The sequence below is a fragment of the Azotobacter tropicalis genome, from assembly GCF_059739045.1.
The window spans coordinates 1,933,533-1,953,076 of the sequence record NZ_AP046059.1 but is presented as its reverse complement, the minus strand read 5'-3'; the positions used below and the strand labels follow the sequence as shown (position 1 = coordinate 1,953,076).

At 68.5% G+C, this 19,544-nt stretch carries 15 protein-coding genes and 1 pseudogene; 6 read left to right on the top strand and 10 right to left on the bottom strand.

Annotation, left to right across the window (positions count from 1 at the left end; genetic code table 11):
• Positions 1 to 562 precede the first annotated feature (562 nt).
• Complete coding sequence (locus Atro_RS09120; protein ID WP_497927320.1) at positions 563 to 2,452, bottom strand: propionyl-CoA synthetase; 1,890 nt, start codon at positions 2,450 to 2,452, stop codon at positions 563 to 565.
• 242 nt (positions 2,453 to 2,694) lie between these two features.
• On the opposite strand from Atro_RS09120, the gene Atro_RS09115 reads away from it, so the two are divergent.
• Positions 2,695 to 3,585 carry a LysR family transcriptional regulator gene (locus Atro_RS09115; RefSeq protein ID WP_497927319.1) on the top strand — a complete coding sequence of 297 codons (891 nt, stop codon included), beginning with the start codon at positions 2,695 to 2,697 and terminating at the stop codon, positions 3,583 to 3,585.
• A 33-nt stretch (positions 3,586 to 3,618) separates the two neighbouring features.
• Here the strand turns inward: Atro_RS09115 and Atro_RS09110 are convergent, their stop codons facing one another.
• The 7 genes and pseudogenes from Atro_RS09110 to Atro_RS09080 all read right to left on the bottom strand — a co-directional run bounded on the left by Atro_RS09110 (position 3,619) and on the right by Atro_RS09080 (position 11,371).
• A complete protein-coding gene (locus tag Atro_RS09110) occupies positions 3,619 to 4,770 on the bottom strand; it encodes an acyl-CoA dehydrogenase family protein (protein WP_497927318.1) in 1,152 nt (383 codons plus the stop codon).
• An 18-nt stretch (positions 4,771 to 4,788) separates the two neighbouring features.
• The gene (locus Atro_RS09105; RefSeq protein ID WP_497927317.1) at positions 4,789 to 5,871 is read right to left on the bottom strand and encodes an enoyl-CoA hydratase/isomerase family protein; all 1,083 of its coding nucleotides are present in this window, start codon (positions 5,869 to 5,871) and stop codon (positions 4,789 to 4,791) included.
• Positions 5,868 to 6,764 carry a 3-hydroxyisobutyrate dehydrogenase gene (gene mmsB, locus Atro_RS09100; RefSeq protein ID WP_497927316.1) on the bottom strand — a complete coding sequence of 299 codons (897 nt, stop codon included), beginning with the start codon at positions 6,762 to 6,764 and terminating at the stop codon, positions 5,868 to 5,870. Before mmsB ends, Atro_RS09105 begins: the two co-directional genes overlap by 4 nt.
• A 43-nt stretch (positions 6,765 to 6,807) precedes the next feature.
• On the bottom strand, positions 6,808 to 7,584 hold the full coding sequence (locus Atro_RS09095; RefSeq protein WP_497927315.1) for an enoyl-CoA hydratase: 777 nt from the start codon (positions 7,582 to 7,584) through the stop codon (positions 6,808 to 6,810).
• Positions 7,585 to 7,640: 56 nt separating this feature from the next.
• Positions 7,641 to 9,145: pseudogene (locus Atro_RS09090) on the bottom strand (CoA-acylating methylmalonate-semialdehyde dehydrogenase).
• Between the two features lie 190 nt (positions 9,146 to 9,335).
• A complete protein-coding gene (locus Atro_RS09085; protein WP_497927314.1) occupies positions 9,336 to 10,271 on the bottom strand; it encodes a LysR family transcriptional regulator in 936 nt (311 codons plus the stop codon).
• A 104-nt stretch (positions 10,272 to 10,375) separates the two neighbouring features.
• A complete protein-coding gene (locus Atro_RS09080) occupies positions 10,376 to 11,371 on the bottom strand; it encodes a ribonuclease T2 (RefSeq protein WP_497927313.1) in 996 nt (331 codons plus the stop codon).
• 372 nt (positions 11,372 to 11,743) lie between these two features.
• On the opposite strand from Atro_RS09080, the gene Atro_RS09075 reads away from it, so the two are divergent.
• The gene (locus Atro_RS09075; RefSeq protein WP_497927312.1) at positions 11,744 to 12,502 is read left to right on the top strand and encodes a carbonic anhydrase; all 759 of its coding nucleotides are present in this window, start codon (positions 11,744 to 11,746) and stop codon (positions 12,500 to 12,502) included.
• A 137-nt stretch (positions 12,503 to 12,639) separates the two neighbouring features.
• Here the strand turns inward: Atro_RS09075 and Atro_RS09070 are convergent, their stop codons facing one another.
• Positions 12,640 to 13,443 (bottom strand): transglutaminase family protein, encoded by an 804-nt coding sequence (locus Atro_RS09070; protein ID WP_497927311.1) that lies wholly within the window; start codon positions 13,441 to 13,443, stop codon positions 12,640 to 12,642.
• Between the two features lie 125 nt (positions 13,444 to 13,568).
• On the opposite strand from Atro_RS09070, the gene Atro_RS09065 reads away from it, so the two are divergent.
• The 4 genes from Atro_RS09065 (at position 13,569) to Atro_RS09050 (ending at position 17,970) form a co-directional block, all read left to right on the top strand.
• A complete protein-coding gene (locus tag Atro_RS09065; RefSeq protein WP_497927310.1) occupies positions 13,569 to 14,588 on the top strand; it encodes a Leu/Phe/Val dehydrogenase in 1,020 nt (339 codons plus the stop codon).
• Between the two features lie 131 nt (positions 14,589 to 14,719).
• Positions 14,720 to 15,808 carry a pyruvate dehydrogenase (acetyl-transferring) E1 component subunit alpha gene (gene pdhA, locus Atro_RS09060; protein WP_497927309.1) on the top strand — a complete coding sequence of 363 codons (1,089 nt, stop codon included), beginning with the start codon at positions 14,720 to 14,722 and terminating at the stop codon, positions 15,806 to 15,808.
• A complete protein-coding gene (locus tag Atro_RS09055; RefSeq protein WP_497927308.1) occupies positions 15,801 to 16,787 on the top strand; it encodes an alpha-ketoacid dehydrogenase subunit beta in 987 nt (328 codons plus the stop codon). Before pdhA ends, Atro_RS09055 begins: the two co-directional genes overlap by 8 nt.
• A 79-nt stretch (positions 16,788 to 16,866) precedes the next feature.
• A complete protein-coding gene (locus Atro_RS09050; protein WP_497927307.1) occupies positions 16,867 to 17,970 on the top strand; it encodes a dihydrolipoamide acetyltransferase family protein in 1,104 nt (367 codons plus the stop codon).
• A 54-nt stretch (positions 17,971 to 18,024) separates the two neighbouring features.
• Here the strand turns inward: Atro_RS09050 and Atro_RS09045 are convergent, their stop codons facing one another.
• Positions 18,025 to 19,536 (bottom strand): tripartite tricarboxylate transporter permease, encoded by a 1,512-nt coding sequence (locus tag Atro_RS09045; RefSeq protein ID WP_497927306.1) that lies wholly within the window; start codon positions 19,534 to 19,536, stop codon positions 18,025 to 18,027.
• Positions 19,537 to 19,544 lie beyond the last annotated feature (8 nt).

Sequence of the window (19,544 nt, the reverse complement as noted above, 5' to 3'; positions counted from 1 at the left end):
AAATGTTTGACGCTAATAAGGGATCGGGCCTTCCGGTGGGGCGCCGGACGCCTTGTTCATCTGCATATCGAGACGGGGCGTCCGTTCCTGCCGGCCCATGCATGCGAATGAACTGTCGAGCCGAAAGAGCCTTCCGTTTTTTGCCTTGCCGAGGCCGGCTCGCGCAGTCGGCGCTCTGGTGCGGGCGATACGGCAGGAACCGGAGCGGCTGGGGCACGGTATTTCCCGTCCTTTCCGCGGCCGCAGGCGCCGACATCGATAGGACCGCCGCGCCGCCGCGCGGGTTTCCACAGGCTGCGCCGAAGAACGCTTTCGAGTCGGGAATCCATTGTCTTGAAATAAAACCGCAACAAATCTAGTTATTTTTATATATGTAAACAATAGGAAATAATGAACTTAACTTTGTACTTGAGTGCAACAATGAAGGCTTGCTTTTGATGGGGGCATAGGGAACAGCGCGGCAGGCGGCAGGCGATTCCTGCGCTCGGCGAGGCGACATCGCCGGAGGCGCCCGCTGCTGTCGAAACCTCGAAAGGCATCAGCGGCAGCGGGAACGCCGGCTTCAGCTGGCGCGCGTATACAGCGCCAGGGTGGCGCCGATCTCGCCGAGGATGGCGGGGTCGTCGATGGTCGAGGGGATGGCGACCTCCTCGCCGTTGGCGAGCTTGCGCAGCACCGCCCTGAGGATCTTGCCCGAGCGGGTCTTCGGCAGGCGCTTGACCAGTGCGATCCGCTGGAAGCAGGCCAGCGCGCCGATCTGCTCGCGGATCATGGCCGTCAGTTCGCGCTGCAACTGCTGCTCGGCGATCCGCGCGCCGTCCTTGAGAACGATCAGCCCCAGCGGCACCTGGCCCTTGATCGCATCGGGCACGCCGATCACCGCGCACTCGGCCACCGCCGGATGCTGGGCCACCAGGTCCTCCATCTCCCCCGTGGAGAGGCGGTGGCCGGCCACGTTGATCACATCGTCGGTGCGACCCATGATGTGGACGAAGCCCTCCTCGTCGAGATAGCCGCCGTCGCCGGTGTGGTAGTAGTCGGGGTAGGCGGCGAGGTAGGACTGCAGGTAGCGCGCGTGGTCGTTCCACAGGGTCTGCGCGCAGCCGGGCGGCAGGGGCAGGGCGATGACGATCGCGCCCTGGCGGTTCGGCCCGAGCGGCTGGCCCTGTTCGTCCAGCACCGCGACCCGGTAGCCGGGCACCGCGCGGTTGCTCGATCCGGGCCGCGAGATGCAGCCCTCCAGCCCGGTGCAGGGGGCGGTGACCGGCCAGCCGGTTTCCGTCTGCCACCAGTGGTCGTGCACCGGTTTGCCGGTCAGCTCCGCCAGCCACTGGTGGGTGCTGGAATCGAGCTTCTCGCCGGCCAGGAACAGCTGCTTGAGCGAACCCAGGTCGTGGCGCCTGCCCAGCTCGCCCGCGGGGTCTTCCTTGCGCATGGCGCGGATCGCCGTCGGTGCGCAGAACAGGCCGTTGACGCCGTACTCCTCGATCACCCGCCAGTAGGCGCCGGCGTCGGGCGTGCGGATCGGCTTGCCTTCATAGAGCACGGTGGTGCAGCCGGCCATCAGCGGGCCGTAGACGATCAGCGAATGGCCGACCACCCAGCCGACGTCGGAGATGCCCCACCAGACGTCGCCGGCCTGCATGTCGTAGATGTGGCGCATGGCGAATTTGAGGGCGACCGCATTGCCGCCGTTGTCGCGGACGATGCCCTTGGGTTTTCCGGTGGTGCCGGAGGTGTACATGATGTACAGCGGATCGCCGCTGTCGACCGGCACGGGCTCCACCGGATCGGCCAGCGGGACGAGGGCGTGCCAGTCCAGGTCGCGCCCGGGAACCAGCGTGACCGGCGCCTGTGGCCGCTTCAGCACCAGCACGTGCTCGGGCTGGTGGCCGGCCAGCTCCAGGGCCTTGTCGACCAGCGGCTTGTATTCGATGACCCGCTCGAACTCCAGGCCGCAGGAGGCGGTGAGCAGCAGCCTGGGCTTGGCGTCGTCGATGCGCAGCGCCAGCTCGTGGGGAGCGAAGCCGCCGAACACCACCGAATGCACCGCGCCGATCCGCGCGCAGGCGAGCATGGCCATGGCCGCCTGCGGCACCATCGGCATATAGATGATCACCCGGTCGCCCTTTTCCACGCCCAGCTCGCGCAGCGCGCCGGCCAGGCGGGCCACCTCGTCGCGCAGCTCGCGGTAGCTGTAGCGGGCCTTGCGGTTGGTGACCGGCGAGTCGTAGATCAGCGCCGTCTGCTCGCCGCGACCCTGCTCGATCTGCTGGTCCAGGGCCAGGTAGCAGCTGTTCAGCTGGCCGTCGGCGAACCACTGATGCGTGCCGTCGGGCAGGGGGCGGAGCGTTTCCGTGGGATGGCGGAACCAGTTCACCGCGCGTGCCTGCTCGGCCCAGAAACCGGCGGGATCGGCGATGGAGCGGTCATGGGAGTGCTGATAGTTCATTTTTCCGGCTCTCTGTTGTTGTTATTGACGAGAACGGCGAATGCGCGGGAACGGCGGCTACGGCGGAAGGCGCGCGTTCGGCGGGTCATCTCTGAGCCTAACCCGGTGCCCTCCCTTGGCAAGGCAGCCAGGCGCAGAGCCGGTCTGCATTTATGCACAGGTATCGGGTACACGGCTCCGGGCTGTGCAAAGGTGCGCAGGCACTGCATGATCGGGGCCGTGATCTCTCCCGAGACAAGGACATGGACTGGGACAATCTGCGCTTCTTTCTCGAACTGGCACGGGCGAAAAAACTGACGGTGGCGGCCCGCCGGCTCGGCGTCGACCACACCACGGTGGCGCGGCGGGTGCAGGCGCTGGAGAAGAATCTGGGGCAGCCGCTGTTCATCCGCGACGGCTCGGGCTACGGGCCGACCGAGGCGGGGCGCCGCCTACTGGTCCAGGTGGAGGCCATGGAAAGCGCCTTTCGCGCCATCGAGCAGGAGGATTCGGGCGCGGCCGACCACCTGTCGGGGCTGGTACGCATCGGCGCGACCGAGGGCTACGGCGTCGAGCTGCTCGCCGGCCAGCTGGCGGCCCTGACCCGGCGCTATCCCCACCTCGGCGTCGACCTGCTGGCGGTGCCGCGCATGGTGCACCTGTCGCGCCACGAGGCGGACATCGTCATCACCCTGGAACGCCCCGAGCGCGGCCCCTACATCATCACCAAGCTGACCGACTACGTGCTGCGCCTCTACGCCTCGGCGGACTATCTGGCCGCGCATCCGCCGATCCGCAGCCGCGACGACCTCCGCCAGCACAGCTTCGTCAGCTACATCGAGGACCTGCTCTACAGCAAGGAGCTGCACTACCTGGACGACATCGGCCGGCCGCGGCAGGTCGCCCTGCGCAGCACCAGCATCCTCGCCCAGCAGAAGGCCGCCGGCGCCGGCGCCGGCATCGCCATTCTGCCCAGCTTCGCGGCGCGCAGGGATCCCGCGCTGGTCGAGGTGCTCGCCGACCAGGTGGAATTCACCCGCACCTTCTGGATGCTGATGCCGGTGGAGAGCAAGGACCTGGCGCGGATGCGCGTGACCTGGGATTTCCTGCGCGAGATGGCCCGCCAGCATCAGGACCTGATGCTGGGACGCTGAGCGGCAGGCCCGTTGCGGGCCCGCCGCCGAAGTTCACAGCGGGTAGTCGGCCAGCTCGCGGGCGATCAACAGGCGCTGGATCTCGCTGGTGCCCTCGTAGATCTGGGTGATCCGCGCGTCGCGGTAGTAGCGCTCCACCGGATAGTCCTCCAGGTAGCCGTAGCCGCCGTGGATCTGGATGGCCTTGGAGCAGACCCGCTCGGCCATTTCCGAGGCGTACAGCTTGGCCTGCGAGGCCTCCGACAGGCAGGGCAGGCCGGCGCTCTTCAGGCGCGCGGCGTGTAGGGTCAACAGGCGCGCGGCGTTGAGCTGGGTGTGCATGTCGGCCAGCAGGTTGGCGATGCTCTGGTGCTCGGCGATCGGCTTGCCGAACTGCACGCGTTCGCGGGCATAGGCCAGCGCCGCCTCGAACGCCGCGCGGGCGATGCCGAGTGCCTGGGCGGCGATGCCGATGCGCCCGCCCTCCAGATTGGAGAGGGCGATGGCCAACCCCTTGCCGCGCTCGCCGAGCAGGTTCTCGGCGGGGATGCTGCAGCCGGAGAGGCTCACCGCGCAGGTGTCGGAGGCGCGGATACCCATCTTGTGCTCGCGGCGCTCGACGACGAAGCCGGGGGTGTCGGTGGGCACCAGGAAGGCCGACAGGCCCTTCTTGCCGAGTGTCGGGTCGGTCACCGCGAAGACGATGGCCAGCCGGGCGCGGCTGGCGTTGCTGACGAACTGCTTGGCGCCGTCGAGCACCCAACGGCCGTCCCTGAGTTCGGCGCGGGTGCGCAGGTTGTGCGCCTCCGAACCGGCCTGCGGCTCGGTCAGGCAGAAGCAGCCGATGGCGCGGCCGGTGGCCAATTCGGCCAGCCAGGCGTCCTGCTGCGCCTGGCTGCCGTAGTGCAGGAGGGGACCGCAGCCGACCGAGTTGTGGACGCTCATCAGCGTGCCGAGGGCGCCGTCGCCGGCGGAGATCTCCTCGACCGCCAGGGCGTAGGCGACGTAGTCGACGTAGCTGCCGCCCCATTGCTCCGGCACCACCATGCCGAGCAGGCCCAGCTCGCCCATCTGCGCCACCAGGTCATCGTCGATCCAGCCGGCCTTCTCCCAGTCCCTGGCCCGCGGGGCGACCTCGCGGCGGGCGAAGTCCCGGGCCAGGTCGCGGATCATGCGTTGCTCTTCGCTCAGTTCGATATCGTGCATCGCGCTCACCTCTCGCTGTCAGGCCTGGCGGCGGGTCTTGCCGGCGCTCGGCCGGAAGCCGGCAAAGAAAGTCTGGACCCGTTCCGGCGTGACGTCCGCCAGGCGGGGCGGATTCCAGCGCGGCGCCTTGTCCTTGTCGACCAGCAGGGCGCGCACGCCCTCCATGATGTCGCCGCTGGCGAACCACTGGCGGTCCAGGTGCAGCTCCAGGGCGAAGCAGTCGGCGAGGGACAGCCCGCGGCCGCGGCGCAGCAGCTCCAGGGTCAGGCAGACGGCCAGCGGCGAGCGGCCCTCCAGCAGCTCGAGGGTCTTTTCCGCCCAGTCGCGGTACTCCGGGCGCCGCTCCGCCTGCAGCGAGAGGCGGATGGCGGCGATGTCCGGCAGGCAGAAGTGCGTGTCGATGGCCGGCTGCAGGGCGGCGAGCTCCGAGGCCGGCAACTGGTTCGAGGTCAGGGTGGCGAGCAGGGTGCGCAGGGCCTCGGCGGGGTGCACGTTCCAGTGCATCCCGTCCAGGCAGCGATCCAGCTCGGCGAACTGCTCGACGGGCAGATGGCAGTCGGCCAGGCCGCCGTGCAGGGCGTCGGCGCTGCGGATGTGCACGCCGGTGACGCCCAGGTAGGTGCCCAGCTCGCCCGGCATGCGCGACAGGAAGTAGCTGCCGCCGACGTCCGGGAAGTAGCCGATGCCGACCTCGGGCATGCCCATCCGTACCCGCTCGCTGACCACCCGCAGCGCGGCGCCCTGGGCCAGGCCCATGCCGCCGCCGAGGACGAAGCCGTCGAGCAGCGCCAGCACCGGCTTGGGGTAGGCGTGGATGTACTGGTCGAGGGCGTATTCCTCGACAAAGAAGACCTCGTGCTGGCCGTCGGCCTGGCGGTAGCTGTCGTACAGCCAGCGGATGTCGCCGCCGGCGCAGAAGGCCTTCTCGCCGCTGCCGCGCAGGAGCACGGCGAGGATCTGCGGGTCGTCGGCCCAGGCCTGCAACTGCCGGTGCAGGAGGCGAACCATCGGCAGGCTGAGGGCGTTCAGGCCGCTCGGACGGTTGAGGGTGAGGTGGCCGACGCGGTTGCGCACCGTCGCCAGTACCGGGGCTTCGTTCATGCCTGGGCATCCTTGCGGTAGAGGTCGATGATCGCCGAGAAGTCCAGGGCGCCGTGGCCCCGGGCGCTGAACGCCTGGTAGAGCTGCTGGGCGAGGGCGCCGAGGAACACCGGCTGGCGCACTTGGCGGGCGGCCTCGCTGGCCAGGCCGAGGTCCTTGAGCATCAGGTCGGTGCCGAAGCCGCCGGTGTAGCCGCGGGCGGCGGGGACGTCGTCCATCACGCCGGGGAAGGGGTTGTAGGTATCCGAGCTCCAGCAGCGGCCGCTGGAGCTGTTGAGGATGCCGGCCAGCACCTTGGGGTCCATGCCCAGCGCGACGCCCAGGCTCATGGCCTCGGCGACGCCGATCATCGAGATGCCGAGCAGCAGGTTGTTGGCCACCTTGGCGACCTGGCCGTTGCCGGCGGCGCCGCAGTGGACGATGTTCCGGCCCATGGCGGCGAGGATCGGCCGGGCGCGCTCGAAATCCTCCGCACTGCCGCCGACCATGAAGGTCAGGGTGCCGGCCGCGGCGCCGGCGGTGCCGCCGGACACCGGCGCATCGAGCATCGGGTTGCCGTGCGTGCGGGCCGCGGCGGCCACTTCCCGGGCGCTCAGCGGATCGATGGTCGAGCTGTCGATCAGCATCACGCCGGGGCGGACCCGGGCGATCAGGCCGTCCGCGCCGAGATAGACACCCTTCACCTGGGCGGCGGCGGGCAGCATGCTGACGATCAGCTCGACGTCCGTCTGCGCCAGGGCGGCGGGAGAGGCGGCGGCCGTGGCGCCGGCCTCGACCAGGCCGGCCACGGCGGCCTCGGACAGGTCGAAGACGCTCAGCCGATGGTCGGCCCTGAGCAGGTTGCGGGCCATCGGCGCGCCCATGTTGCCGAGGCCGAGAAAGCCGATATGCATGGTGATGTCCTCTTGTTGTTCTTGTTATGCGCGGTGGCGAGTCTCAGCGATCCTTGAAGTCGGGCTTGCGCTTCTCGACGAAGGCGGCCATGCCTTCCTTCTGGTCCTCGGTGGCGAAGGTGGAATGGAACAGCCGGCGCTCGAAGCGGATGCCTTCGGCAAGACTGGTCTCGAAGGCGCGGTTGACCGATTCCTTGGCCATCATGGCGATGGGCGCGGACATCTGGGCGATCTTCGTCGCGGCGGCGAGGGCTTCCTCGATCAGCTTGTCGGCCGGCACCAGGCGGCTGACCAGGCCGCAACGCTCGGCTTCCTGGGCGTCCATCAGGCGCCCGGTGAGGACCATGTCCATGGCCTTGGCCTTGCCGATGAAGCGGGTCAGGCGCTGGGTGCCGCCAGCGCCGGGAATGGTGCCGAGGGTGATTTCCGGCTGGCCGAATTTGGCGCTGTCGGCGGCGATAATGAAGTCGCACATCATCGCCAGCTCGCAGCCGCCGCCCAGGGCGTAGCCGGCCACCGCGGCGATGCTCGGCTTGCGGAAGCTAGCCAGGCGTTCCCAGCTGGCGGTGATGAAGTCGGACGTGTAGACGTCCATGTAGCTCCAGTCCTTCATCGCCTTGATGTCGGCGCCGGCGGCGAAGGCCTTCTCGCTGCCGGTGAGGACCAGCGCGGCGACGCCGTCGTCGGCTTCCAGCGCATCGAGCAGGGCGCTCAGCTCGGCGGTCAACGCCGGCGACAGGGCGTTCAGGGCCTGCGGGCGGTTGAGGGTGATCAGCGCGACCTTGCCGTGCCTTTCCAGCAGCAGGTTCTCGTAACTCATGGCATGGTTTCCTTTCTCGGCGCGCGACAGGGCCGGACGGCCCGCCGCGCACGGTTTCACTTGAGGGTGATGGTGGTGTTGACCGGGCCGCCGACCTCGTTCTCGTCGAACCAGCGCGCCGTGACGGTCTTGGTCTGGGTGTAGAACTGCACGACCTGCTTGCCGTACGGGCCGAGGTCGCCGAGCTTGGAGGCCCGCGAGCCGGTGAAGGAGAAGATCGGCACCGGCACCGGGATCGGCACGTTGATGCCCACCTGGCCGACGTCGATATCCTCCTGGAAGTGCCGGGCCGCGGCGCCGGAGCGGGTGAACAGGGCCGTGCCGTTGCCGTGCGGGTTGGCGTTGGTCAGCGCGATGGCCTCGTCGAGGGTCTCGGCGTGCATCACGCAGAGCACCGGGCCGAAGATCTCCTCGCGGTAGATGCTCATGTCCGCGGTGACGCCGGAGAACACGGTGGGGCCGACGAAGTTGCCCTGCGGATGGCCGGGCACCGGCGGATGGCGGCCGTCCAGCTCCAGGCGGGCGCCTTCGGCCGCGCCGCGCTCGATCAGGCCGCCGACCCGGTCCAGCGCCGCGCAGGAGATCAGCGGGCCGACGTCGGTGCCCGGCTCGGTGCCGGCGCCGACCTTGAGGGTCCTGGCCTTTTCCACCAGCTCCGGCAGCCAGTCCCGCGCCTCGCCGACCAGGATCGCCACCGAGATCGCCATGCAGCGCTGGCCGGCCGCACCGAAGGCGGCGCCGGCCAGGTTGGCGAGGGTCTGCTCCTTGTGGGCGTCAGGCAGGACGATGGCATGGTTCTTCGCGCCCATCATGCACTGCACGCGCTTGCCGGCCTGGCTGGCGCGCTGGTGGACGTGGCTGCCGACGCGGGTCGAGCCGACGAAGGAAATCGCCTTGATGTCCGGGTGGTCGCAGAGCAGGTTCACCGCCTCGGCGCCGCCGTGGATCACGTTGAGCACCCCGGTGGCACGCCGGCCTCCAGGGCCAGCTCGACCAGGCGCATGGTGACCATCGGGTCCTGCTCGGAGGGCTTGAGGACGAAGGTGTTGCCGGTGGCGAGGGCCATCGGGAACATCCACAGCGGGATCATCGCCGGGAAGTTGAAGGGGGTGATGCCGGCGCACACGCCCAACGGCTGCAGCAGGGTGTAGGTGTCGACGCCGGCGGCGACGTTGTTGGCCAGCTCGCCGAGCTGCAGGTTGCCGATGCCGGCGGCGTGCTCGACCACCTCCAGACCGCGGAACACGTCGCCCTCGGCGTCGGCCAGGGTCTTGCCCTGCTCGGCGGTGAGGATCGCCGCCAGCTCCTTGAGGTGCTCGCGGATCAGTTGCTGGTACTTGAGGAAGATCCGCGCGCGGGCGCCGATCGGCGTCCGGCGCCAGCTCTTGAAGGCTTCCTTGGCGCTGGCCACCGCGGCGTGCATTTCCTCGGGCGTGGCGAAAGGCACCCGCGCCAGGACCTCCTGGGTCGCCGGGTTGACGACGTCGCGCCATTGGCTGGTGGTGGATTCGACGAACCGGCCGTCGATCAGCAGCTTGATAGTGGGGATGGAATGGGTCATCGCATGTCTCCGCCTGCTGGGCATTGTTGTTGTCATGGCGCTCACCGAGCGCTGCGAGGGATACCTGGAGCCTAGCAGTGCGAATTTGCCCGCCACAATGGCGATATCTGCAGAGCGGCTCTGCAGAAATGCACGATCTCGAAGGGGAGGCGGCGTCCCGCCCGCGGGGCCGATGCCGGGCCCGGACGGGTCAGGCCCAGTAGGCCGCGTCGTCGAGGATCTGCTGGTCCTGGGCGAAGGCGCGGGGCAACTCCTCGCGGAGCAGTTCGATCCAGGTGCGGGTCTTGGCGTCGAGGAAGCTGCGCGAAGGGTAGAGGGCGTAGATGCTGCGCTGGTGCAGCCGGAACCGCGGCAGCAGGCGCTTCAGGGTGCCCTGGCGCAGGGCCTTGGCGGCGACGAAGCTGGGCAGCAGGCAGACGCCCATGCCGGCCGCCGCGGTCTGCGCCATGGCTTCAGCGACGTTGACCTGGAAGTGGTCGCCGGGGCGCACGATCAGCTCGCTGTCGCCGTCCTGGAACACCCAGCGGTCGGGGAACAGCGGGTCGACCAGGCGCAGGCAGCGGTGTTCGTGCAGGTCCTGGGGTTGCCGGGGGATGCCGTGCCGTTCGAGGTACTGCGGCGCGGCGCAGACCACGCTGTGCAGATCGCCCAGGCGCTGGGCGACCAGCTCGGAATCGGGCAGGTCGCGGCACAGGGTGATGACCACGTCGTGGCCTTCCTCGAGCAGGTCCGGCGTGCGCTGCGACAGGGTCAGCTCCAGGGTGACCTCGGGGTAGAGCACGGTGTAGCGGGCGACCAGCGGCGCCAGCTGCAGGGTGCCGAGGCTGGTGATCGAGTGCACGCGCAGGCGACCGCGCGGCGTCAGGTGCGCGCCGCTGGCCTCGACGGCGGCGTCGTGCACCTCGGCGAGAATGCTCCGGCAGCGCTGCAGGTAGCGCTCGCCGGCCTCGGTCATCGCCAGGCGGCGGGTGGTACGGTGCAGCAGGCGCGCCTGCAGGCTGGCCTCCAGATCGGACACCAGCCGCGACACCTGGGCGTTGGAAAGCTGCAGGGAGGCGGCCGCGGCGGTGAAGCTGCCGCTGTCCACCACCCGCACGAAGGCGCGCATCGCTTGCAGAATGTCCATGACCGTCGCTCCGAGACAGAAACCTGCCGATTATGCGCATAGCCGCTGCGCTTGTTGCCTTGAAAATCGCTCAACAAGCGCCGGCGACGGCCTGGTCCGTCCGCTCAGCGGCCGCTCTGCTCGATCAGGATGCGTTCCTGGGCGCATTCGCCCGGGACGGCGCTGCGCGTGCCGGGCGGTTGCGGACCGATCAGCCCGGCGAGGGTCGGGCCATCGCGGAAGTCCACCGGCAGCCGTACCTGGATTTCGTGCAGCCGGTTGTCGCTGCACAGGAAGCTGAAGCTGTTGGGCGCATCGGGGTGGGTGCGCTTGAGGATCTCCTGCAGTTTGCTGCGCTCGACACTCTTGCCGATGTTCGCCCGGATGTACTGACCGAGTTCCGAGTCGTTGACCGTGCGCACGGCCGTCACCGCCTGACGGAAGTAAGTGTCGTCGTCCATATGCGTCTGGCAGGTGCCGTGTTTCTTCCATTCGTAGTTGCCGAAACTGTTTTCGAACTGGAAGTTCGGCATCCAGGGTTTGATGAATGAAAGTGTCTCTTCGCTGAGCTGGATATCGGACTTGGAGCAGTTGCCGTAATTCTTGCCGCACTCTTTCTTGTTCGGCCAGAGTCCGTGCAGGGTGAAGTTGGCGATATGCAACGCGCCGCTGTCCAGGGCCCGGCATTCGGGTTTCTGTTTGCTCTTGCTTTTATCCAGCTTGTATTCGCAAAAGCCCGGTTGCCAGGTGATGGCCAATACATAGCTGTCCTGCAGGCCCGGGGTCTGGCAGATGCCGGCGGACTGCTGCCGCTGTTCTCGACCGGCCGGCTTGGCCTGTTCCAGGTTCTTGACGTCGCCGCACTCCCTCGACACCCAGCGCAGCGGTTCGGCGACGCCGGGGATTTCAATGCGCAGCCACTGGTAATCGTGCTCGTCGATCTCGCGAATCCGGTATTCGCGGCCGGGTTCGGCCTTCGTCGGGCCGGGGTTGGTCTTCTTGCGGAACGACTGGTAGGCCTCGCAGTTCTGGTTGGCGACGAAGGTGCCGGAAGCGGGCTGGCTGGCCCAGGCGGCGTGGGTCAGGAGGCAGAGCAGCAGGGGCAGAGCGGATCTTTTCATGGGGTGCTTATGGTCGGAAAAGCAGGGGAAGTGTCTACACCACGGTTTTGGCGTAGTTTTTGGTAATAATTTTGTATGTATGTCTAAATGTTGCAAAAGTTGTTTAAATGTTTCCTTTAAAAGGGCCAATGCTATAATCGTGCCACTATAATAAGGCCGGCTGATGGAATGGATTTCCTTTTATTACCGGTCGTGTCGGGACAGGTATCGCTTCATGTAGTTTTACTACGGAAAGTTGTCGACCAAAGTTTGCGAGTTGGTGCTTCGCAAGAAGCCCCGGCAGGCATTCGGCTGCGCGTCTTTCGACTTTCGAGAGTGGTCCCGGCGAACTTCGAACATTCGAAACCAATATATAAAACAACAAGGTCATCTATGAAAAAACTCATTGCCGCGCCGGTTCTGCTCGCGCTGGCCATTTCCAGCGCCGTCGCTTCCGAAAACCGTCAGGACCAGCCTCATTGGACTTACGAAGGACATAACGGCGCCGAACAGTGGGGCAACCTGCACAGCGACTATGCGGCCTGCAAGCACGGTCAGGCCCAGTCGCCCATCGATATCCACCACAGCGCCGTCGCCGCGGCCGAGTTGCCGCCCATCGGCTTCGACTATTCGCCGAGCCCGGCGAAGGTCGCCAACAACGGGCATACCGTGCAGATCGATTTCGATTCCGCCGGGCATATCCGGCTGGGCGAGGAGAGTTACCGGCTGCACCAGTTCCACTTCCATACCCCCAGCGAGGAGCGGGTGAACGGCGAAACCCATCCCCTGGTCGCGCACATGGTGCATCGCAGCGACGAGGGCGAGCTGGCCGTGGTGGCCGTATTGTTCAAGGAAGGACGCAAGCACGAGGCGCTCGACAAGGTGTTCGCCGCCATGCCGGACGAGATCCACGGCAAGGCGGAACTGGCCGAAGCCTTCCATCCGGCCCATCTGCTGCCGGAGGAGCAGGACTACTACCACTACATCGGTTCGCTGACCACGCCGCCGTGCACCGAGGGCGTCCGCTGGCACGTGCTCAGGCAGCCGGTGGAGGTTTCCGCCGAGCAGATCGCCGCGTTCAAGCAGCTCTATCCGATGAATGCCCGCCCGGTGCAGCCGCTCAACGGCCGTCCGGTGCAAGCCCGCCTGTAATCCGCAGCGCGGGGAGGACCGGGCAAGTCCGCGTCACGACGCCTTCGGTCGCTCCCCGCTCCCTCGGGCCGGCACTCTTCGCGATCCGCCGGCCGCCCGACTGGCGACGAACCTGTCGCCGCCTCACCGCCACACGTTCAATGCACCGCCGCCACCACCTCCACCTGGCGCAGGCGCTGGCTCAGCCGCAGGCGCTCGGCCGGGTCGTCGCAAAGCAGCAGGGCGCGCTGCAGGTCGAAGCGTTCGCCCTGGGGACAGGCGAGCAGCTGGTAGAGATCGGCGCGGGCCAGGTGGTCGGCGACGCTGGGCGGGCCGAGCAGCAGGACCCGCTCGGCATCCTTCAGGGCGGCCAGCGGGTCGTCCGCCTGCCGGTGCAGCTGGCACAGCTGGCGCGACAGTTGCTGCAGCAGGCAATGCGCGGCGCAGGGCTGCAGGTGGCGGCCTTCGAGCTGCACCGGCGTGCCTTGCTGGCGCAGCAGCAGCTCGCGGCAGTCGCGGTTGTACAGGCGGCGGCCGCTGACCGGGTCGAGCAGGTGGTCGGCGTTGTCCACGCGCAGCAGGACCTGGCCGGGAAAATCCACACCGTGCAGGGGGATCTCCAGGCGCCGGGCCAGTTCCAGGGCGATCAGCGCCAGCGCCAGCGGATGGCCGCGGCGCTGCTGCAGCACCTTGTGCAGCAGCAGGGCGGACGGGCGCAGGGACAGGGGGTCTTCTTCGTGGAAGTCCAGGTCGTGCAGCAGGCGCAGCAGCGGCTGGCCCAGCTCCTGCGGCGGCAGATCGGGCAGGCCGGCGGCGGCCTGCTGCACCAGGCCGTTCAGGTCGCGCAGGGCCAGCTCGGGGCGCAGCGCGGGGTCGTGCTCGGTGGCGATCCACAAGGCCGCCTCGAAGAGGGCCGGCGGGTCGTGTTGCAGGCAGGCAAAACAGGCTTGACGCGAATTCATGGACATACTCCTGCACTCTTGTCCTGTTTTTAGCCGCTGCGGGGCATCCGTCCAGAGCGCGCCGGCCGCGGTAGGCCGGGGGCCGCGCCTATACTCAGGATGAACATCTGCCAGGGAGTATCACCATGTTCGCCCTGATGAAGGCCGCCCGCCTCGAGGCATTGCATCTGGCGCGGGATCCCGTCACCGGCCTCGAAGCCATCGTCGCCATCCACAATACCCGCCTCGGCCCCGCGCTCGGCGGCTGCCGCTTCCTCGACTACGCCGACACCGAAAGCGCCGTGCGCGATGCCGCGCGCCTGGCCCAGGGCATGAGCTACAAGGCCGCGCTGGCCGGGCTGGAGCTCGGCGGCGGCAAGGCGGTGCTGATCCGCCCGCCGCACATCGGCGACCGCTGCGCGCTGTTCCAGGCCTTCGGGCGCTTCATCGAAACCCTCAACGGCCGCTACATCACCGCCGTCGACAGCGGCACCTCGAGCGTCGACATGGACTGCATCGCCCGCGAGACCCGCCACGTCACCAGCACCACCGACGAGGGCGATCCCTCGCCGCACACCGCCGCGGGGGTGTTCGCCGGCATCCGCGCCACGGCCCGGGCGCGCCTCGGCTGCGAGGAGCTGGAGGGCCTGCGCATCGCCGTGCAGGGCCTCGGCCATGTCGGCTATGCGCTGGCCGAGCGGCTCGCCGCGGCCGGCGCCGAACTGCTGGTCAGCGACCTCGACCAGAGCCGCGTGCAGCAGGCGGTCGAGCACCTGGGCGCGCGTCCGGTGGCCAGCGACGCACTGCTGCGCGAACCCTGCGACATCCTGGCGCCGTGCGGCCTGGGCGGCATCCTCAGCGGCGAATCGGTCGGCACGCTGCGTTGCGCCGCAGTGGCCGGCGCGGCCAACAATCAGCTGGCCGGCCCGGAGATCGCCGATCTCCTGCTGCGGCGCGGCATCCTTTATGCGCCGGACTACGTCATCAACGCCGGCGGGCTGGTCTACGTGGCGCTGCGCCATCGCGGCGAGAGCGACCAGAGCATCGGCGCCCACCTGGGCGGCATCCGCCAGCGGCTGAGCGCCATCTACGCGCGGGCCCAGGCCGAGGGGCGCTCGCCGGCGCGCATCGCCGACGAGGAGGCGGAGCGGCTGATCTACGGCTAGAGTTCAGGAGGCGCAGGCGCCGGGTAGGCCGCGCCACCTGCGACCCCGCGAGTTTCGACATGCATTTCGTGCACTGCCGCCGTCACGAGCGGCGGGTTCGGATGCGCCCACAAGGCGCTGAGGAGCCCAGAATGTCACCCGATCTTCCCTATACCCGCTATCTGGCGCCGGACGGCCGCCCGCTGGCCGAGCTGCCCGGCTGGGCCGACGACTTCAACCTGCTGACCCGGCTCTACCGGCAGATGGTGCTGACCCGCCTGTTCGACCAGAAGGCGGTGGCCCTGCAGCGCACCGGCCGGATCGGCACCTACGCGCCGACCCTCGGCCAGGAGGCCATCGGCGTGGCCATCGGCAGCCTGATGCAGGCCGAGGACGTGCTGGTGCCCTACTACCGCGACACCGCCGTGCAACTGATGCGCGGGGTGCGCATGGAGGAGATCCTCCTCTACTGGGGCGGCGACGAGCGCGGCAGCGACTTCGTCGATCCGCTGGCCGCCCAGGACTTCCCGATCTGCGTGCCGATCGCCACCCAGGCCCTGCATGCCTGCGGGGTGGCCACGGCGTTCAAGATCCGCGGCGAGCACCGCGTCGCCGTCACCACCTGCGGCGACGGCGCGACCAGCAAGGGCGACTTCCTCGAGGCGCTGAACGTCGCCGGCGCCTGGCAGCTGCCGGTGGTCTTCGTGGTCAACAACAACCAGTGGGCGATCTCGGTGCCGCGGCGCATCCAGTGCGGTGCGCCGACCCTGGCGCAGAAGGCGCTCGGCGCCGGCATCCACGGCGAGCAGGTCGACGGCAACGACATCCTCGCCGTCTGCGACCGCATGCGCCAGGCCCTGGCGCGCGCCCGCCACGGCAAGGGGCCGGTGCTGCTGGAGTGCCTGAGCTACCGGCTGGGCGACCATACCACCGCCGACGACGCGACCCGCTACCGCTGCGCCGAGGAGGTCCGCCACGCCTGGGAGGAGGAGCCGGTCAGACGCCTGCAGGCCTTCCTCGCCGCCCAGGGCGTATGGGACGAAGGCCGCGAGCAGGCGCTGGTCGCCGACTGCCAGGCCGAGGTGCTGCGCGCCGTGGAGCGCTTCGAGGCGGCCGGCGTGCAGCCCCTGCCCTCGGTACTCGAACACGTCTACGCCCGCTGGCCGGCGGCCCTGGCCGAGCAGCGCGAGATGCTCGAGGAACGGCTGGCCCGCCGTCGGGGAGGCGAAGATCATGAGTAACGGCAAATACACCCTGGTGGAGGCGGTCAACCTGGCCCTGCACCGGGCGATGCGCGACGACGAGAACGTGGTGGTGCTCGGCGAGGACGTGGGGGTCAACGGCGGGGTGTTCCGCGCCACCCTCGGGCTGCGCGAGGCTTTCGGCTTCAAGCGGGTGCTCGACACGCCGCTGGCCGAGACCATGCTCGCTGGCCTGGCGGTGGGCATGGCCGCCCAGGGCATAAAGCCGGTGGTCGAGATCCAGTTCATGGGCTTCATCTACGCGGCCATGGAGCATCTGGTGTCCCACGCCAGCCGGCTGCGTAACCGCACCCGCGGCCGGCTGGGCTGCCCGCTGGTGCTGCGCACGCCGATGGGCGCCGGAATCCGCGCGCCGGAGCACCACAGCGAGAGCACCGAGGCGCTGTTCGCGCACGTTCCCGGTCTGCGCGTGGTGGTGCCGTCGTCCCCGGCGCGAGCCTACGGCCTGCTGCTGGCGGCCATCGACGACCCCGACCCGGTAATCTTCCTCGAGCCGACCCGGTTGTACCGGATGAACCCGCAGCCCCTGGCCGACGACGGCCGGCGCCTGCCGCTGGACAGCTGCTTCACCCTACGCGAGGGCCGCGACCTGACCCTGGTCAGCTGGGGCGCCAGCGTCCATGAGAGCCTGCAGGCCGCGGCCGCCCTGGCCGAGCGCGGCATCGACGCCGAGGTGATCGACGTCGCCTGCCTCAAGCCGCTGGACCTCGACACCCTGGAGGCCTCGGTGCGCAAGACCGGGCGCTGCGTGATCGTCCACGAGGCGCCGAAGAGCTGCGCGGTCGGCGCGGAGATCGCCGCCAGCCTCTACGAGCGCGTCCTGCTCGACCTGCACGCGCCGATCCAGCGGGTTGCCGCGCCGGACATCCCGCCGCCGCTGTACCGCCTGGAGCAGTACTACCTGCCGGGCGTCGAGGACATCCTCGCCGCCTGCGAGACGGTGCTGGACTACGCCTGAATCGCGCCTCCTCGTGCAGGAGCCAGCACGCTGGCTCCTGCGGCGATGCGGGGGATGCAGAAGAATGGGAGTGAACGCAATGAAATATTTCAAACTGCCCGACCTCGGCGAAGGCCTGCAGGAAGCCGAGATCGTCGAGTGGCACGTCAAGGCCGGAGATAGCGTGAAGGCCGACCAGCTGCTGGTCTCGGTGGAGACCGCCAAGGCCATCGTCGACATCCCGGCGCCCCATGACGGCGTGGTGGCCAAGACCTTCGGCGAGGTGGGCGATCTCTTGCACGTCGGCGAGCCGTTGCTCGGCTATGAAGGGGAGGGCGATGCCGGCACCGTGGTCGGCCGCCTGGAGGGCGGCGCCGAGGGCCAGGCCGACAGCTTTTGCGTCGGCGCCGCGCCTTCGACCCGCGAGCACCTAGCGCCGCGGGCGACCCCGGCGGTGCGCCAACTGGCGCAGAGGCTCGGTGTCGAGCTGGCCGGTCTGAGCGGCTCCGGGCCGGACGGGCTGGTCACCCGCGCCGATGTCGAGGCCGCCGCGGAAGGCGCGCGCGAGCGTTTCGGCGGCGAGAAGCTGCGCGGCGTGCGGCGCAGCATGGCGATCAACATGGCCCGCGCGCATGCCGAGGTGGTGCCGGTGAGCCTGTTCGCCGACGCCGACCTGCACCGCTGGGCGCAGGCCCGCGACCCGCTGGTGCGCCTGGCCATGGCGATCGCCGCCGCCTGCGCCGCCGAGCCGCTGCTCAACGCCTGGTTCGACGGCAAGGGCCTGTCGCTGCGCCAGCATGAGCAGCTCGATCTGGGCATCGCCGTGGACACCCCGGACGGCCTGTTCGTGCCGGTGCTGCGCAACGTCGGCGCGCGCAGCGCGGAGGATCTCAAGGAGGGCATGGCGCGGCTGCGCGCCGACGTTCAGGCGCGCTCCATCCCGCCCCAGGAGATGATGGGCGCGACCCTCACCCTGTCCAATTACGGCACGCTGTTCGGCCGCTACGCCAGTCCCGTGGTGGTGCCGCCGCAGGTGGCCATCGTCGGCGCCGGCGCGATCCGCGAGGAGCCGGTGGCAGTCGACGGCCAGGTGGTGGTGCATCCGCTGCTGCCGCTGTCCTTGACCTTCGACCACCGCGCGGTCACCGGCGGCGAGGCGGCGCGCTTCCTCAAGGCGCTGGTCGCGGCGCTGGAGCAGGCATGACGCCTGCGGCGAACACCCGGGTTTCGACCTTGCCGACAGAGCTGCCGAGTACGCTCAATCGTGCTCCTGCAAACGAATGCCGCGGGCGTGCAGCAGGGGAGGGACGATCAGGATTAGCAGCGTCAACGCGAGGAGCACGGCGGAAATGGGTTGCGTCACGAACACCAGCCAGTCTCCCTGGCTGATGGACAGGGCATTGCGCAGCTGCCTTTCGGCCATGGGACCCAGCAGCATGCCCACGATCACGGGGGCGATGGGAAAATCGAGACGGCGCATCGCTACCCCGAGCCAGCCGATCGCCAGCATGAGCAAGAGGTCGAAGGAGGACTGGCGCATGCCGTACACGCCGATGGTGGCGAACACCAGGATTCCGGCATTCAGGTAGGGGCGGGGAATCCGCAGAAGCTTGACCCAGAGGCCCACCAGGGGAAGATTCAGGATGAGCAGGATGGTGTTGCCGATGTACAGAGAGGCAACCAGGGCCCAGACCAGTTCTCCCGAGGTCTGGAAGAGCAGCGGACCCGGCTGCAGGTTGTAGTTCTGGAAGGCGGCCAGCAGGATCGCTGCGGTGGCAGAGGTTGGTATGCCCAGGGTCAGCAGCGGAACCAGCGAGCCCGTTGCGCTCGCGTTGTTGGCCGCCTCGGGGCCGGCAACGCCCTCGATGGCCCCCTCGCCTTGGTGGGCCGCGAATTCTTGCGGATGCTTGCTGAGTTTGCGCTCGGCCGAATAGGACAGGAAAGTCGGAATTTCAGCGCCGCCTGCCGGAATCGATCCGAACGGAAAACCGATGAGCGTTCCCCGTAGCCAGGCTGGAACCGATCGTTTCCAGTCGGCGCGGGTCATCCATACGGAAGTCAAGCGCTGTGGACTGCCCGCTTCTTCCCCTTGGTAGAGCAGACCGTACAGGGCTTCGCCGACGGCAAACAGCCCGACGGCAACGAGTACGACCTCGATGCCGTCGATCAACTCGGGTATCCCCCATGTGTAGCGGGCAACGCCCGAGAGGGAGTCCAGGCCGATCAGGCCGATGGTCAGTCCAAGGCCCAGCGAGGCGAGGCCGCGCAGCATGGAGGATCCGAGCACCGCGGACACGGTCGTGAAGGCGAGCACCAGAATCGCGAAGTATTCCGCGGGGCCGAATTTCAGGGCGAAGTCAGCAATGACAGGCGCAAAGAGGGTCAGCAAGACCGTGGCGATCGTTCCGGCCACGAATGAGCCGATGGCTGCCGTTGCCAGGGCGGGGCCTGCCCGTCCGTGACGTGCCATCGAGTTGCCCTCCAGGGCCGTGACCATGGAGGCCGACTCCCCTGGCGCATTGAGCAGAATGGAGGTTGTGGAGCCTCCGAATTGGGCGCCGTAATAGATGCCGGCGAACATGATCAGGGCACCGGTGGGATCGACCTTGGCCGTGATCGGCAGCAGCAGGGCAATCGTCAGTGCCGGTCCGATACCCGGCAGGACACCGATCGCAGTGCCAAGCAGGCAGCCGATAAACCCGCATAGCAGATTGATCGGCACAAGTGCAGTGGCGAAGCCTGTGGCCAGGCTTGAGAAAATCTCCGGCATGTTGACCT

Excerpts from the sequence above, each read along its gene's own strand:
- Atro_RS09120 (WP_497927320.1), bottom strand. The coding sequence starts at position 2,452 with ATGAACTATCAGCACTCCCATGACCGCTCCATCGCCGATCCCGCCGGT.
- Atro_RS09115 (WP_497927319.1), top strand. The coding sequence starts at position 2,695 with ATGGACTGGGACAATCTGCGCTTCTTTCTCGAACTGGCACGGGCGAAA.
- Atro_RS09110 (WP_497927318.1), bottom strand. The coding sequence starts at position 4,770 with ATGCACGATATCGAACTGAGCGAAGAGCAACGCATGATCCGCGACCTG.
- Atro_RS09105 (WP_497927317.1), bottom strand. The coding sequence starts at position 5,871 with ATGAACGAAGCCCCGGTACTGGCGACGGTGCGCAACCGCGTCGGCCAC.
- mmsB (WP_497927316.1), bottom strand. The coding sequence starts at position 6,764 with ATGCATATCGGCTTTCTCGGCCTCGGCAACATGGGCGCGCCGATGGCC.
- Atro_RS09095 (WP_497927315.1), bottom strand. The coding sequence starts at position 7,584 with ATGAGTTACGAGAACCTGCTGCTGGAAAGGCACGGCAAGGTCGCGCTG.
- Atro_RS09085 (WP_497927314.1), bottom strand. The coding sequence starts at position 10,271 with ATGGACATTCTGCAAGCGATGCGCGCCTTCGTGCGGGTGGTGGACAGC.
- Atro_RS09080 (WP_497927313.1), bottom strand. The coding sequence starts at position 11,371 with ATGAAAAGATCCGCTCTGCCCCTGCTGCTCTGCCTCCTGACCCACGCC.
- Atro_RS09075 (WP_497927312.1), top strand. The coding sequence starts at position 11,744 with ATGAAAAAACTCATTGCCGCGCCGGTTCTGCTCGCGCTGGCCATTTCC.
- Atro_RS09070 (WP_497927311.1), bottom strand. The coding sequence starts at position 13,443 with ATGAATTCGCGTCAAGCCTGTTTTGCCTGCCTGCAACACGACCCGCCG.
- Atro_RS09065 (WP_497927310.1), top strand. The coding sequence starts at position 13,569 with ATGTTCGCCCTGATGAAGGCCGCCCGCCTCGAGGCATTGCATCTGGCG.
- pdhA (WP_497927309.1), top strand. The coding sequence starts at position 14,720 with ATGTCACCCGATCTTCCCTATACCCGCTATCTGGCGCCGGACGGCCGC.
- Atro_RS09055 (WP_497927308.1), top strand. The coding sequence starts at position 15,801 with ATGAGTAACGGCAAATACACCCTGGTGGAGGCGGTCAACCTGGCCCTG.
- Atro_RS09050 (WP_497927307.1), top strand. The coding sequence starts at position 16,867 with ATGAAATATTTCAAACTGCCCGACCTCGGCGAAGGCCTGCAGGAAGCC.
- Atro_RS09045 (WP_497927306.1), bottom strand. The coding sequence starts at position 19,536 with ATGCCGGAGATTTTCTCAAGCCTGGCCACAGGCTTCGCCACTGCACTT.